The sequence below is a fragment of the Bacillus sp. PK3-037 genome (assembly GCF_054161355.1).
The window spans coordinates 1,285,600-1,299,873 of sequence record NZ_CP096408.1 but is presented as its reverse complement, the minus strand read 5'-3'; the positions used below and the strand labels follow the sequence as shown (position 1 = coordinate 1,299,873).

12 protein-coding genes are annotated in these 14,274 nt (G+C 44.5%); 2 read left to right on the top strand and 10 right to left on the bottom strand.

The features are described from left to right. Nucleotides 1-18 precede the first annotated feature (18 nt). Nucleotides 19-861, top strand: coding sequence for an aldo/keto reductase (locus M1D69_RS06665; RefSeq protein ID WP_458104204.1), 843 nt, complete (start codon nt 19-21; stop codon nt 859-861). 35 nt (nt 862-896) lie between these two features. Here M1D69_RS06665 and coaE read toward each other — a convergent pair whose 3' ends face one another. The 10 genes from coaE to M1D69_RS06615 all read right to left on the bottom strand — a co-directional run bounded on the left by coaE (nt 897) and on the right by M1D69_RS06615 (nt 13,056). Continuing rightward, complete coding sequence (gene coaE / locus M1D69_RS06660) at nt 897-1,490, bottom strand: dephospho-CoA kinase (RefSeq protein ID WP_458104205.1); 594 nt, start codon at nt 1,488-1,490, stop codon at nt 897-899. A gap of 15 nt (nt 1,491-1,505) precedes the next feature. Next, on the bottom strand, nt 1,506-2,138 hold the full coding sequence (ytaF, locus tag M1D69_RS06655) for a sporulation membrane protein YtaF (protein WP_059293433.1): 633 nt from the start codon (nt 2,136-2,138) through the stop codon (nt 1,506-1,508). Between the two features lie 170 nt (nt 2,139-2,308). After that, nucleotides 2,309-3,136 carry a DNA-formamidopyrimidine glycosylase gene (mutM, locus tag M1D69_RS06650; protein ID WP_458104206.1) on the bottom strand — a complete coding sequence of 276 codons (828 nt, stop codon included), beginning with the start codon at nt 3,134-3,136 and terminating at the stop codon, nt 2,309-2,311. Nucleotides 3,137-3,160: 24 nt separating this feature from the next. Beyond that, nucleotides 3,161-5,803, bottom strand: a complete 2,643-nt coding sequence (polA, locus tag M1D69_RS06645; protein WP_458104207.1) for a DNA polymerase I — start codon at nt 5,801-5,803, stop codon at nt 3,161-3,163. A 243-nt stretch (nt 5,804-6,046) separates the two neighbouring features. After that, a complete protein-coding gene (gene pnpS, locus M1D69_RS06640; RefSeq protein ID WP_458104208.1) occupies nt 6,047-7,786 on the bottom strand; it encodes a two-component system histidine kinase PnpS in 1,740 nt (579 codons plus the stop codon). Next, nucleotides 7,779-8,501 carry a two-component system response regulator PhoP gene (phoP, locus tag M1D69_RS06635; protein ID WP_458104209.1) on the bottom strand — a complete coding sequence of 241 codons (723 nt, stop codon included), beginning with the start codon at nt 8,499-8,501 and terminating at the stop codon, nt 7,779-7,781. Before phoP ends, pnpS begins: the two co-directional genes overlap by 8 nt. A gap of 226 nt (nt 8,502-8,727) precedes the next feature. Further along, on the bottom strand, nt 8,728-9,666 hold the full coding sequence (mdh, locus tag M1D69_RS06630) for a malate dehydrogenase (protein WP_010335270.1): 939 nt from the start codon (nt 9,664-9,666) through the stop codon (nt 8,728-8,730). 43 nt (nt 9,667-9,709) lie between these two features. Then, nucleotides 9,710-10,981 (bottom strand): NADP-dependent isocitrate dehydrogenase, encoded by a 1,272-nt coding sequence (icd, locus tag M1D69_RS06625; protein ID WP_458104210.1) that lies wholly within the window; start codon nt 10,979-10,981, stop codon nt 9,710-9,712. A 160-nt stretch (nt 10,982-11,141) separates the two neighbouring features. Further along, a complete protein-coding gene (gene citZ, locus M1D69_RS06620; protein ID WP_458104211.1) occupies nt 11,142-12,260 on the bottom strand; it encodes a citrate synthase in 1,119 nt (372 codons plus the stop codon). A 331-nt stretch (nt 12,261-12,591) separates the two neighbouring features. Next, nucleotides 12,592-13,056, bottom strand: a complete 465-nt coding sequence (locus M1D69_RS06615; RefSeq protein ID WP_010335274.1) for a DUF441 domain-containing protein — start codon at nt 13,054-13,056, stop codon at nt 12,592-12,594. 95 nt (nt 13,057-13,151) lie between these two features. Here M1D69_RS06615 and ytvI point away from each other — a divergent pair, with 95 nt between their 5' ends. After that, the gene (gene ytvI / locus M1D69_RS06610; protein ID WP_458104212.1) at nt 13,152-14,267 is read left to right on the top strand and encodes a sporulation integral membrane protein YtvI; all 1,116 of its coding nucleotides are present in this window, start codon (nt 13,152-13,154) and stop codon (nt 14,265-14,267) included. Nucleotides 14,268-14,274: the final 7 nt, after the last annotated feature.

Here is a 14,274-nt window from a genome sequence, read left to right as displayed (position 1 = left end):
AATAAGGAGGAAACAAACATGACAACACATTTACAAGCAGCAGCAACACTTCATAACGGGGTGAAAATGCCGTGGTTCGGCCTCGGTGTATTCCAAGTGGAAGAAGGATCGGAACTCGTCAATGCGGTTAAAACCGCCATTGTTCACGGTTACCGCAGTATTGATACTGCCGCAATCTATGGAAATGAAGCGGGAGTCGGGGAAGGCTTGCGACAAGGAATTGAAGAAGCCGGCATCTCCAGAGAGGATCTATTTGTCACATCAAAAGTGTGGAATGCGGATTTAGGGTATGAGGAAACATTGGCGGCATTTGAAACAAGCCTGTCAAAACTCGGTTTGGAATATTTAGATCTATACCTCATTCACTGGCCTGTGGAAGGCAAATATAAAGAAGCTTGGAGAGCGCTTGAAACATTGTATAAAGAAGGCCGTGTCAAAGCGATCGGTGTGAGCAATTTCCAAATCCACCACCTGGAAGATCTGCTGAAGGGTGCTGAAATGAAGCCTATGATCAACCAAGTGGAATTCCACCCGCGCCTCACGCAAAAAGAGCTGATGGCTTATTGCAAGAAGCAAGGCATTCAAATGGAAGCATGGTCACCTTTAATGCAGGGACAATTGCTTGATCATCCCGAACTGACAGACATTGCAAAATCATATAACAAATCCGTCGCGCAAATCATTTTACGCTGGGATTTACAGCACGGCGTCATCACCATTCCTAAATCAACAAAGGAACATCGAATTAAAGCGAACGCGAACATATTTGATTTTGAATTATCACAGGATGACATGAACAGAATTGATGCGTTAAATGAAAATCTGCGCGTCGGTCCTGATCCGGACAATTTTGATTTTTAATCACAAAAACACCGTTCATAATGAACGGTGTTTTGTTATGCCCAGCAGCTGAGAATTTCCTCAAGCTGCTGTTTTGTCTCTTCGAGTGTGCCGCTATTGTCTATTACGTTATCCGCTCTTGACACTTTTTCCTCTAATGGTATTTGGGAGCGGATCCGGCTAAGCGCTTCTTCCTCCGTTAATTGGTTGCGCTTGGTCAGGCGTGCAAGCTGAAGCTCTTTTGTTACACTGACCACAATAATTTTATCCACTAAAGACTCCAATTTGCTTTCGAACAAAAGCGGGATATCTAATACTACAAATGTCTCCTGATTTGCAATGGACTCATCACGCCGCTTGAGCATTTCCTCTCTGACCGCAGGATGAACAATTGAATTCAAAGCAAGACGCTTCTGTTCATTTGTAAAGACCAGCGCCCCAAGCTTTCTTCTGTCTATATCACCATTTTCGAGCAGAATGTCTTCACCGAATTCGCCAATGATCTGCCGGTAGGCCGGCATCCCTTTTTCTACCGCTTGTTTTGCAATGATATCCGCATCTATGACAGTGATTCCTTTTTCTGTCATCATATTGGCAACCGTACTTTTGCCGCTTGCTATTCCTCCCGTTAAACCAATGACTAAGGTCAAGAGATCCACTCCTTTTTACAATTTCCAGAGCCCGATCGTGATCAGCAGAAGCCCCGGCAAAAACGCCATTTTATCGATCCATCTCCATTTAGACAGAATATGGCCGGCATTGATGCCGACTGACACAAACAGCGAACTCATCATCGCGACGGTTATGCTCATCGCAATGGGCGAAAAACCGAGAATGGCAGCTCCCATACCTGCTCCAAAGGCATCAATCGACAGGGCGAAGCCCAATAACACCGCTTCAATCCCATTAATCACACCAGATTTGTCGATATCCGCACTCATCGGTTTTCTCAAAATATGGATCACAATGCCCAATGACCGAACCTCTAAATTAAGCAGCGTTTTTTCATGCAATAGATAGTCTTTGTCTTTTGCCGGCCTGAAAAATTGATATAAAACCCACACGCCGATTCCAACCAATATTAACCCGCCGAGCTTCTCAGTCACATATACGGGAAAAAACTTGGTGAGAAAGCTTCCGATCAGCATGGATATAAACATAACAGTGCCGGAACAGAAGGCAATGACAATTATGGCTTTTAGCGGTATCTTCATTTTTCGCAATCCATACGTAAATCCGACTGAAAAACTGTCCAAGCTGACAGCTAACGCCAGCAGCAGTATAGAAACCATTTGCATATCCGTTTCTTCCTTTCTGTTGGTGCTCTTGTATCAGATGTTAAATGCCCGGAGATTCATCACAATCATGTATATGGAAAAGTGAAAAATCCGTGTTTCCGAAAAACGGCACTTCCTCTATTACAGAGTTACTGATATATGCACCGACAGCTTGGACGATGAAAATTCCTCTATTTTTTTTGGCACTTGGCGCAAAAATGTGTGCCTCTGCCTCCGACGACAATTTTGGTAATCATGGTGCCGCAATTTTTGCAGGGCTCATCTTTTTTCCCGTACACAAAATGCTGCAGCTGAAACATTCCGATTTCTCCTTGGGAATTGATATACGACCGGACAGTGCTTCCACCGGCATCAATCGCTTCCTGAAGGGTATTTTTAATTTCAGCATGAAGTTTTTTGATTTTTTGATCTGATAGCTGGTTTGCTTTTGTCTCGGGATGTACGCCCGCTCTGAACAGAGCCTCGTCCACATAAATGTTCCCGAGTCCGACGACCGTTTTCTGATCCAGAAGAGCGGTTTTGACAGCTCGGTTTGTTTTCGCCAGCCGTTCTTTCAAATACGCACTCGTAAATTCTTTTGCATCCGGTTCGGGTCCGAGTTGGGAAAGCGGCAGCTCCCCTGCTTCTTCTCCCGGTTTAAATAAATGCATGGTTCCGAATTTCCGAACGTCCCTGTAACGCAGCTGGGTCCCGTCCGTCATCGTAAATATGACATGCACGTGTTTATCGTCCGGCTCCTCCTCTTGGTGAAGCCCGTACTTCCCTTCCATACGAAGGTGGGAGACCATGACATAATGATCTAAGTAAAACAGTAAAAACTTTCCCCGTCTTCCGATGGACTGGATGGTTTCTCCTGCTAAGTTTCGCGCAAATTCCTCCGGTTCGGCAGGCCGTTTGATGATATTCGGCCATCTGATCTCTACCGATTTGATAGTTTTTCCTCTTACAAGCCCGGTCAGAGTGCGCCGGACGGTTTCAACCTCTGGTAATTCCGGCACATCCATCACTTCCTTTATCTCTGTTTATTTCGCATCGTACCAGGATGGGCCTGAAGCAAAGTCCACCTTTAATGGCACATCTAATGCAAGCGCATGCTCCATCACTTCTGGAACAAGCTTTTCAAGTATTTCAATTTCTTCCTTCGGCGCTTCAAAAATCAATTCATCGTGTACTTGAAGCAGCAATCTTGTCTTCAGCTGCTTTTCTTTCAGCTTGGCTGCCATATCAATCATGGCTTTTTTAATAATATCCGCGGCACTTCCTTGAATTGGCGTATTCATTGCCGTCCGCTCAGCAAAGCTGCGGATATTAAAGTTTCGGCTCGTCAGTTCAGGGATGTATCGGCGGCGATGCAGCAGCGTGGTTACGTAGCCTTTTTGCTTCGCGTCCTGCACTGAGTCCTCCATATACGCTTTGACGCCCTGGAAGCTTTCCAAATATCGGTCGATGAATGCCCCGGCTTCTTTCCGCGTAATGCCGAGATTCTGTGATAGCCCGTAATCACTGATGCCGTATACGATCCCGAAATTGACCGCTTTCGCCTGGCGTCTCATCGCCGATGTCACTTCATCCTCAGCGACATGGAACACATCCATTGCTGTTTTTGTATGAATATCCATGTCGTTTGTAAAGGCTTCGATCAGATTTTCATCCTTTGAAATGTGGGCAAGCACCCGCAGCTCGATTTGCGAATAATCAGCCGCAAAAATGAGCCAGTCTTTTTCAGACGGAACAAAGGCCTGGCGGATCTTGCGCCCTTCCTCAAGCCTGATCGGTATATTTTGCAGGTTCGGATCGGTCGAGCTGAGGCGCCCTGTTTGCGTTAAGGCTTGGTTAAAGCGTGTATGCACCTTGTGTGTATCTTTTCTTGTCACCTTTAAAAGCCCTTCGATGTATGTCGATTGCAGCTTGCCGATTTGTCTGTACTGCAAAATATAGTCAACAATATCATGTTTGTCAGCCAGCTTTTCAAGCACATCAGCAGACGTTGAATAGCCTGTTTTCGTTTTCTTCACAACTGGCAGGCCGATCTTTTCAAACAGGATGACGCCGAGCTGTTTAGGAGAATTGATATTAAACGACTCCCCCGCAATGTCATGAATTTTTTCTTCATATTCCTTCAGCTTGGCGCTCAGTTCTTCTCCCATTCGTTTTAAGCGGTCAACATCAACCTTAACGCCTGTTGATTCCATTTCTCCGAGAATAAGCGCCAGCGGCATTTCCAGCTCCTCAAACAATTCAAGCTGATCGTTGTTCTCCAGCTCCTGAACGAGCTTTTCCCGGAGGCTTTGAATGGCTAGAGCCTTTCTGACGAGATGCTCAGACAGTTCGCCTTCTGCCGGCACTGCGCGTTTTGCTCCCTTGCCGTAAACTGATTCATCGCTTGAAACGATATGCAAGCCGTAATCCTTAGCCACACTGGCAACGTCGTCATACGAATTGCCCGGATTTATGATATAAGCTGCAAGAAGCGTATCAAACTCCGCACCTTTCAGCTCAATGCCCTGCCAGCGCAAAGCCACGACAGCCCGCTTGCTGTCATAGACCCATTTTTTCTGATCGTCATTTTCCACCCATTCTTTAAACACAGCAGACTCGACAGCAGCGTCTTTTGGAATAAAGTAGGCGCCCGTTTCGTTCACTATCGAAAAACCGAGAATCGGCACTTCATGATAATTATCGCCAATCTGTTCAACGACAAATGCAGATGGAGAAACCAATATATCGCTAGTCACCTCGGTGACTGTTTTGACATCAATTTCTTCTAACGACTGATCCTGCTCCGCCTCTACACCGTCTTCCCCGAGCCGTTCAAGTAGCGTATTGAACCCAAGGTCTTTAAAGATGGCAATGACCTGTTCACGATTAAAGCCTTGATATTCCAGACCCGAAACGGATACCTCAATCGGCGCATCGGTCATAATCGTCGCTAATTCCTTGCTCATCAAGGCCTGATCCTTAAATTCTTCCAGCTTTTCCTTGAGTTTTTTTCCGCTTACCTCATCAATTGATTCGAGCAGCTTTTCAACAGAATGGAATTGCTTTAACAGCTTAATCGCGGTTTTTTCCCCGACACCAGGCACACCCGGAATGTTGTCAGAAGAATCCCCCATTAAACCCTTCATATCAATAATTTGGTCAGGCGTGAGTCCGTATTTCTCCCGGACGTGCTCTGGTGTGTAAAACTCAACATCGGTAATTCCTTTTCTCGTAATGGCAACCGTCGTCTGATCTGTTGCCAGCTGTGTTAAATCCTTATCCCCCGAGAAAACCTTTACCTCAAAGCCGTCTTTTTCAGCCGATTTGGCGAGTGTGCCGATAATGTCGTCAGCTTCGTATTGTTCCAGTTCGTAGCGGCTGATTTGATAGGCATCAAGCAGCTCGCGGATAAACGGCATTTGTTCTGAAAGCTCAGGCGGGGTTTTCTGTCTTCCGCCTTTATACTCTTTAAATGTGCCGTGACGAAACGTCGTTTTCCCGGCATCAAACGCAACCAGCATATGCGTGGGCTTTTCATCCTCAAGCATTTTCATCAAAATCATCGCAAAACCGTAAACCGCATTTGTATGAATTCCTTTATCATTGCTTAACAGCGGCAATGCGAAAAACGCCCGGTAAGCCAGACTGTTTCCGTCTACAAGCACTAATTTTTTTCGTTCCGTCATTCAATATCCTCCTAAGAAGCTGTAGCTTCCATTCATCTCATAATAATAGTCTTTAGCTTCTCTTATTTTAACAAAGTTCAATTTGAAAGGAAAATACGCGAACCGATGAGAACACACAAAAAAGGACGGGAACACAAAAAGGTTCCCGCCGTCAAAATTGGCTCCTTGGATGAAGGGGTTCTACTACATCCTACCAGCATAGGTTTAACAGTGCATGAAGATATTGTTAAAGCTTTGTAAACATTAAACAGGCTTTTCAGCAGCCCGCTTCAGCGTCACTGTAAACACAGTGCCTCTGCCCGGCTCGCTTGTCACATCGATTTTCCCTTCATGAGCCTCTATTAAATGCTTGACAATCGCGAGACCGAGACCGGTCCCGCCTGAGTTTCTGCTCCTGTCTTTATCAACGCGGTAAAACCGTTCAAAGATGCGGGGAATTTCTTCTTTCTGGATGCCAATCCCGGTATCGGAAACTTCGATTTGAATCTCTGTTTCTCCCGGTTTGACATTGATAGCTACCGAACCCTTCTCCGGTGTATAGGTTAATGCATTGTTTACGAGATTTAAAAATACCTGTTTCAGCCGGTGCGGGTCGCCCGCTACATAGAGAGGGTCTTTCGCAACGTTCAGCTGTAAAGAGATACCTCTCTCCGTCGCTTTATGCTTTAGTAGCGTTTCAATATCAGCCAGCATTTTCACTGCATCGAACGTTTCGATGCTGAGCGTAAAGTTTTGCTGCTCAATCTTAGAAAGATCAAGCAAATCCTGCACCAATGACTGAAGCCTTTTGCTTTCCTTTAAAATAATCGAGAGGAATTCTGAAAGCGCCTCTTTGTCCTCCATTGCCCCGTCTAATAGCGTTTCCGTAAACCCTTTGATCGATGTAATCGGCGTTTTCAGCTCGTGGGAAACATTGGCCACAAAATCTTTTCTCATCTGCTCTAATTTTTTCGTTTCCGTCATGTCATGAAAAACGAGCACGATCCCTTTCCATTCATCATCAGGCCCCATAATAGGAACGCCGTCCACTTCAAAATAACGCCTTTCAATTTTGATCGGAAGCCTTAATAGCTTACATTTCTTCGTCTCAGTCATAAAAATCTCTTCAACAAGCTGGATCACTTCTTCATGTTCAAATGCATCATGATAAAGACGGCGAAGCATCTGATTCGGATTGACATGAAACTGCTTCGCGTAAGACCTGTTGACGAGATTGATAAAACCTCTTCCATCAATCATAATCAGCCCGGAGCCGATGTTTTCAATGACAGTCAGCAGGCGGTCGCGCTGCATTTCCTGCGTCCTCGTCATTTCCATCAGATCAACGGCAAGGCTGTTCATGGCCCGGCCAAGCTTGTCAGAACGCCTGATATAACCGCCGTATGTACGGGCATCGTAATTCCCCTTGGACAGCTCTGTTGCCATGTTTGTGGCTGCTTCAATAGATCTTTTGTAGCGAGAGGTCATATTAGAATAAAAGAAAACAATAATAATAAAAGCGGTACAAAGACTGGCTGTCAGCATGCCCCACATCTCGCCATTCAGACCCGAGCTTTCTTCACGGGAAGTAAGCAGCACATACCCCGTTTTTTCGCCTTTGCTCCTAAGCGAAAGCCCATAATAAAGCATGTTCTCCTCTTTCGCGAGAACTCCCTCATGACCCGAGACAAGCGCCTGAATCTTTGAAGAATCCGCCGCGCTGCCGTCAGACCCGTACAGCACTTTTCCTTCTGTATCGATCACGGACGCTTCTACATCAAGCGCACTGCCTGCATCTTTAATGACTTTCTCATTTGCCTGGTCATTCAGATTGCCGGCATCAAGCAGCGAAGCCATGTATTTGGCTTCCTTTTCAATGTGTTCCTCCGATTTTTTTTGATCAGAAGATTCAAAGAGCTGCTGTAAAAACAGCCCGAGTACACTAAACACCACAATCATACAGACAACGAGCACAGAAAAAAGGCGCACACGATATTTAATCATTCATTTTTGGCTCCTCCAATTTATACCCCAATCCCCTAATGGTTTTAATATAGATCGGTTTTTTTGTATTCGTTTCAATTTTGTCTCGAAGATGACTGATATGCACATCAACAATTCTCGTATCTCCGGCAAAATCGTAATTCCAGACAGCACTTAAAAGCAAATCTCTCGTCAGCACTCTGCCTTTATGTCTGCCTAAATACAAAAGCAGCTCAAATTCTTTCGGTGTCAGCTCAAGCTGATATTCTTTAAAATAAGCTTCATAATGATCGGGCAGAATCTTCAAATCGCCGATAACAATTTGTCCTTCTGTTTCCTCGTTTTTCATATCATTAGAGGGCGCAGCCATTTCAGAACGCCTTAAAATAGCTTTTACTCTTGCATTGACTTCTCGAGGGCTGAACGGCTTGGTCATATAATCATCAGCACCAAGCTCAAGCCCTAATACTTTGTCAAATTCTTCATCCTTCGCTGTCAGCATTAAAATGGGAAACATGAGTTTTTGCTGTCTCAGCTGCTTGCATACTTCAATTCCATCCAGCTTTGGAAGCATCACATCAAGCACAATTAAATCAGGGTTTTCTGTTTCCGCTCTTTTGAGTGCTTCTTCTCCATCCGAAGCAGTAATAACCTCATAGCCTGATCGCTCCAAATTGTACTGCAAAAGTGTAACGATAGATTCTTCATCATCCACAACTAAAATTTTCTTGTTCATGCTGTGCCTCCAGTATCTTAATTCCCCGACATCCTATTTCTCTATTTTATGTCATCTTACCATGTTTCATGATTTTATTTTAACGAAAGCCGGACATTCCGACAATTCGCCTTTTATATCATTTTAAAAGAAAAATACAAGAGGCAGCTGAAGAACATTAGGAAGCGCTTTCATTTTGTAATAAAAAGAGAAAGGCTTCAATTAAACCAGCCTTCCTCTTTTTATTTTAGGATAATACTTTCATCACATTTTTGACAGATTCAACTGATTTATTCAGCTGTTCTTTTTCATATTCTGTCAATTCAAGCTCAATGATTTGTTCAAGTCCGTTCCCGCCGACAATTGTAGGAACACCAAGGTAGATGCCTTCATAGCCGTATTCTCCTTCAAGATAAGCAATTGTAGGAAGGACGCGGCGCTGATCTTTTAAGATTGCTTCGATCATTTCTGTCAGTGAAGCCGCAGGCGCATAATACGCGCTTCCGTTTCCTAAAAGATTCACGATCTCGCCGCCGCCTTTTCTTGTGCGCTCCACAATCGCGTCAATCCGGTCTTTTGGAATGAGGGTTTCAAGCGGGATACCGCCAGCATAAGAATAACGTACAAGCGGCACCATATCGTCACCGTGTCCCCCGAGAACAAAACCAGTCACATCTTTCACTGACAAGTTTAATTCCTCCGCCACAAACGTTCTGAATCTTGCCGTATCAAGCACACCTGATTGGCCGATCACGCGCTCTTTCGGGAAGCCAGACTCTTTATATACTGCGTATGTCATTGCATCAACAGGATTTGTCAAAACTACAATGATAGAGTCAGGAGAATATTTCACGATTTCTCGTGTGACGCTTCTCATAATTTTTTCGTTTGTAGAGACTAGATCATCCCTGCTCATACCAGGTTTTCTTGCAATACCGGCTGTAATGACAACAATGTCAGAACCCGCCGTATCCTCATAATTAGATGTACCCGTAATTTTCGCGTCAAAGCCTTGAACTGGGCTGGCTTCCAGCATATCAAGGGCTTTTCCTTTCGTCGGGTTCTCCAATTGCGGGATATCAACGAGAACAACGTCCGCCAGCTCTTTTTGAGCGGTTAAGAAAGCTGTTGTCGCTCCGGTAAAACCTGCTCCGATAACAGAAACTTTTTTACGAGTATTTCCCATGTCTCTCTTCTCCTTTATGGCTAATTTTAGGCTGTTTCCTTGCTTAGTCCATGTTTTTAATCAGTTCTTCTCCGAACTCTGAACATTTAACTTCAGTCGCGCCGTCCATTAATCTGGCAAAATCGTAAGTTACGACTTTAGAAGCGATTGTTTTTTCCATAGATTTAATGATTAAATCAGCCGCTTCATTCCATCCTAAATGCTCAAGCAGCAGCACACCTGAAAGAATAACTGAAGATGGGTTTACTTTATCAAGTCCGGCGTATTTAGGAGCCGTTCCGTGTGTCGCCTCGAAAATCGCATGACCTGTTTCGTAGTTGATGTTCGCCCCAGGAGCAATGCCGATTCCGCCTACTTGCGCCGCAAGAGCGTCAGAAATATAGTCTCCGTTAAGGTTCATTGTTGCAACAACATCAAATTCGCTTGGACGTGTCAGAATCTGCTGAAGGAAAATATCAGCAATGCTGTCTTTGATAATGATTTTGCCTGCTGCTTCTGCTTCGCTTTGCGCTTTATTAGCGGCGTCTTTTCCGTCTTTTTCAGCAATGCGGTCATATTCAGCCCATGTGAAGACTTTTTCGCCGTATTCTCTCTCTGCAAGCTCATAGCCCCAGTTTTTGAAGGCGCCTTCCGTGAACTTCATGATGTTTCCTTTGTGTACAAGCGTTACAGACTTGCGGCCGTGCTCAATCGCATATTCAATTGCCGCTCTGACCAGACGGCTTGTTCCTTCTTCAGAAACAGGCTTAATACCGATACCTGATGTTTCAGGGAAACGGATTTTGTTGACATTCAATTCATTTTGCAGGAAGCTGATAAGCTTTTGCACTTCTTCAGAGCCTTGTGCGTACTCGATGCCCGCGTAAATATCTTCTGTATTTTCACGGAAGATGACCATGTCAGTATCCTCAGGGCGTTTTACCGGTGACGGCACTCCAGTAAAATATCTTACCGGTCTCAAGCAAACGAATAGGTCAAGCTCTTGTCTGAGCGCTACGTTCAAAGAACGAATACCGCCGCCGACAGGTGTCGTTAACGGGCCTTTAATCGCGATGAAATATTCGCGGATAACATCTAATGTTTCAGCAGGAAGCCACTCACCTGTTTTATTATAAGCCTTTTCTCCGGCATAAACTTCTTTCCACGTAATTTTCTTTTCACCTTTATATGCTTTTTCTACTGCGGCTTCCAAAACTTTTGAAGCCGCATTCCAAATATCAGGACCGGTTCCGTCTCCTTCAATAAACGGGATAATCGGGTTGTTTGGTACGTTTAATACTCCGTTAGAGACTGTAATTTTTTCACCTTGTGCCACAATAAAAACCTCCCAGTATGTAATTCATATTTAGAAAACATTTTATTTTTCTTATATAGAAAACAAAATGATTTTTCTTAACATTCTAAAGTGTAAACCATCTTTGATGTTCTGAACAAGAGGCTAACTTCATTAACATAAGCCAGCCTCCCATGGTTCTTTAGGCTCTTTCTTCAATCGGAACAAAAGTTTGTTTGTCAGGGCCTGTGTAATCTGCACGCGGGCGGATCAGGCGGTTATTGTCATACTGCTCAAGGATATGAGCGAGCCAGCCGGACATTCTGCTCACAGCAAAAATCGGTGTGAACAGGTCATGGTCAATTCCGAGGCTGTGATAAACAGAAGCGGAATAGAAATCAACGTTAGGCGGAAGCTTTTTTTCTGATGTCACGATTTCTTCGATGCGAATCGACATGTCATACCATTTGCTTTCGCCGGTCAGGTTGGTCAGACGTTTGCTCATTTCTTTTAAATGTTTGGCGCGCGGATCGCCATGCTTATAAACGCGATGGCCGAATCCCATTATTTTTTCTTTCTTTTCCATCTTGGCGCGAACGAAAGGCTCGACATTCTCCACTTCGCCGATCTCTGTCAGCATTTTCATGACGCCTTCGTTTGCACCGCCGTGAAGCGGGCCCTTCAGTGCGCCGATCGCTGCAGTAATTCCTGAATAGATATCCGAAAGTGTTGCCACACAGACCCTCGCTGTAAACGTTGACGCGTTCAGCTCGTGATCGGCATGTAAAATAAGTGCTTTGTTGAAGGCTTCAACCTCAATCGGTGAAGGCTCTTCTCCATTTAATGTGTAGAGAAAATTCTCGGCAATGCCGTAGTCTTCTCTTGGCTCAACGGGTTCATGACCCTTGCGGATTCTGGAAAACGCTGCAACCAGACCAGGCACCTTTGCCTGAAGGCGGATCGCCTTTCTGTAGTTGGCTTCCGGGTTCATGGTATCAGCCTCGCTGTCAAGCAGGCCTAGTAAAGAAATCGCTGTCCGAAGAGCAGCCATGGGATGAACATTTTCGAGGGAATAAGATTTGAAGTGCTCAATAATTTCTTGCGGAACGGCAGCTTCTTTTGCTAACTGCTGTTTTAACTCATCAAGCTCTTTTTTGTTTGGCAGCCTTAAGTGCCAAAGCAAGTAAATGATTTCTTCAAAGCTCGCATTCTCTGTCAAATCATCGATATCATACCCCACATATGTAAGGGTATCATCAATAATCGAACTAACAGATGATGTTGTTGCTACAACCCCTTCAAGACCGCGTGTCGCTGTCATATATAACATCTCCTTTTCAATAAATTTCCCCTTTAAGAGTGTTGTAAAAACATGAGGCTAACTTAAAAAGCACGTTGTAAGTATTTCTCCCCCCAAAAGAAAATGCTTACATTTTACTGCCTGCTGATGCTGAAACCCTTTGCTTATGAAAGAACATAACAAATTCTTATAAGCTTTTTTAAGTTTGTGCCTATTCCTATTATAAACAATAATCAGACATTTGTTAAATGTTTACCTATAATTTTTTTTTTTCATTCTATGATTTTCCCGAAAAAACGCCTTTATTTGCGGGTTTTTGGCATTTAAAAAAAGCGGCAGCAAGCCGCTTTTTTCATGAAGTGAACAGTTTTACGAGCTGCATCGCAATATAAGCAATCCCCGCTCCGATCAGCGGACCCACTGCGACTCCGCCGAAAAGCGCGACGGCGAGAATGGTACCGATGACAAGAGCAGTGGTGATGTGAGGATCGTTTTCCAGCAGGGTTAGGCCATTTTTGGCAATCAGCGCAACGGCGATTCCCGCCCCCAATGCAATCCATGCGTAAGAAGAACGCATTGCCTCACCAAGCTGTTTAAATCCAATCTCTCCTGTGGCGATTGGAACAAGAACAGCAATTGTGATGACGGTCACGCCCCAGTTGATGCCTTTTGACTGGATAGTCGGGAAAAATTTTTGGTCAAGTCCCACGATTTTAATGATCAAAAGGACGGATACAGCAAAAAGCAGCGATTGATTTTTTGCGATAAGTGCAATAGCCAAGAGTAATATTAAAAATAAATTCGCTTGTGTAAACACGCGTTATCCCTCCTTTAAGATGAATGTATTCATATACAGCCGTACCGTGAATAAACATAACAATAGGACATGCTGACGAGAGGAGGAGCGTTTTTGTGAATCAATCCTATATCACTATTTTTTTCCGAACCCTCTTTGTCGTGTCGCTTACAGCCGGATCAGCAGCCGCTGTTTATTATTCGTTTCCGTTAACATATCCGTTCCTCATTGCCCTTATTCTTTCAACAGCGATTCACCCTGTTGTAGACTACTTGGACAAGGTGACGGGATTCCCGCGAACTTTAAATGTCATCGGCGTGCTCGCCTTTTTTCTGCTCGCAGCGTTCGGTGTGCTGACCATTGTGGTAGCAGAAATCGTAACAGGGACCGCATATCTTGCAAAAACCCTTCCCCCGCATATCAGCACGTTTATCTCTTATTGTGAAAAACTGTTTACCACTCATATCCAGCCGCTCTATCACGAACTGACCGTTTTATTTCATGAATTGGAGACCAACCAGCAGGCTTCCATCGTCACTCACATTCAGACACTTGGAGATTCCGCTGCCAAAAACGCAGGACTGCTGCTGTCTCACATTCTTGAAATGATCCCGAAGTTTTTCGCGCTGCTTCCGAATACCGCGGCTGTTTTGATATTTTCACTTCTTGCTACATTTTTCATGACAAAGGATTGGCACAAGCTGAAAGCGATGCTCGTTTCAGTGCTGCCGGATCGAATAACAGCAAACGGAAAGGCGATCAGCAGCGAGCTGAAAAAAGCAATGGCCGGTTTCATTAAAGCGCAGGCTGTTCTTGTATTCCTTACGATGGTCATTGTATTCATCGGTCTTTCTCTCTTAAAGGTTGAGCATGCAGCAACGATTGCTTTTTTAATCGGGCTAGTCGACCTTCTCCCTTATTTAGGAGCAGGATCCGTCTTCGTGCCGTGGATTTTGTATTTATCGATTACAGGCCAGCTTCCTCAAGCAATTGGCATTGGTGTGCTGTACCTTGTCGTACTCGTTCAGCGGCAGCTGACAGAGCCGAAAATATTAAGTAAATCAATCGGAATCGATCCGCTGGCAACACTCATTGCCCTCTTTGCCGGCTTTAAATTGTTCGGATTTTTAGGACTGATTGCCGGTCCTGCCGTTCTCGTCGTCATCCAGGCTTTTATTACAACAGGTGCCTTAAAGGAAATATGGTCCTACATCACTGTCCAGCAAAAATAAAACAGCA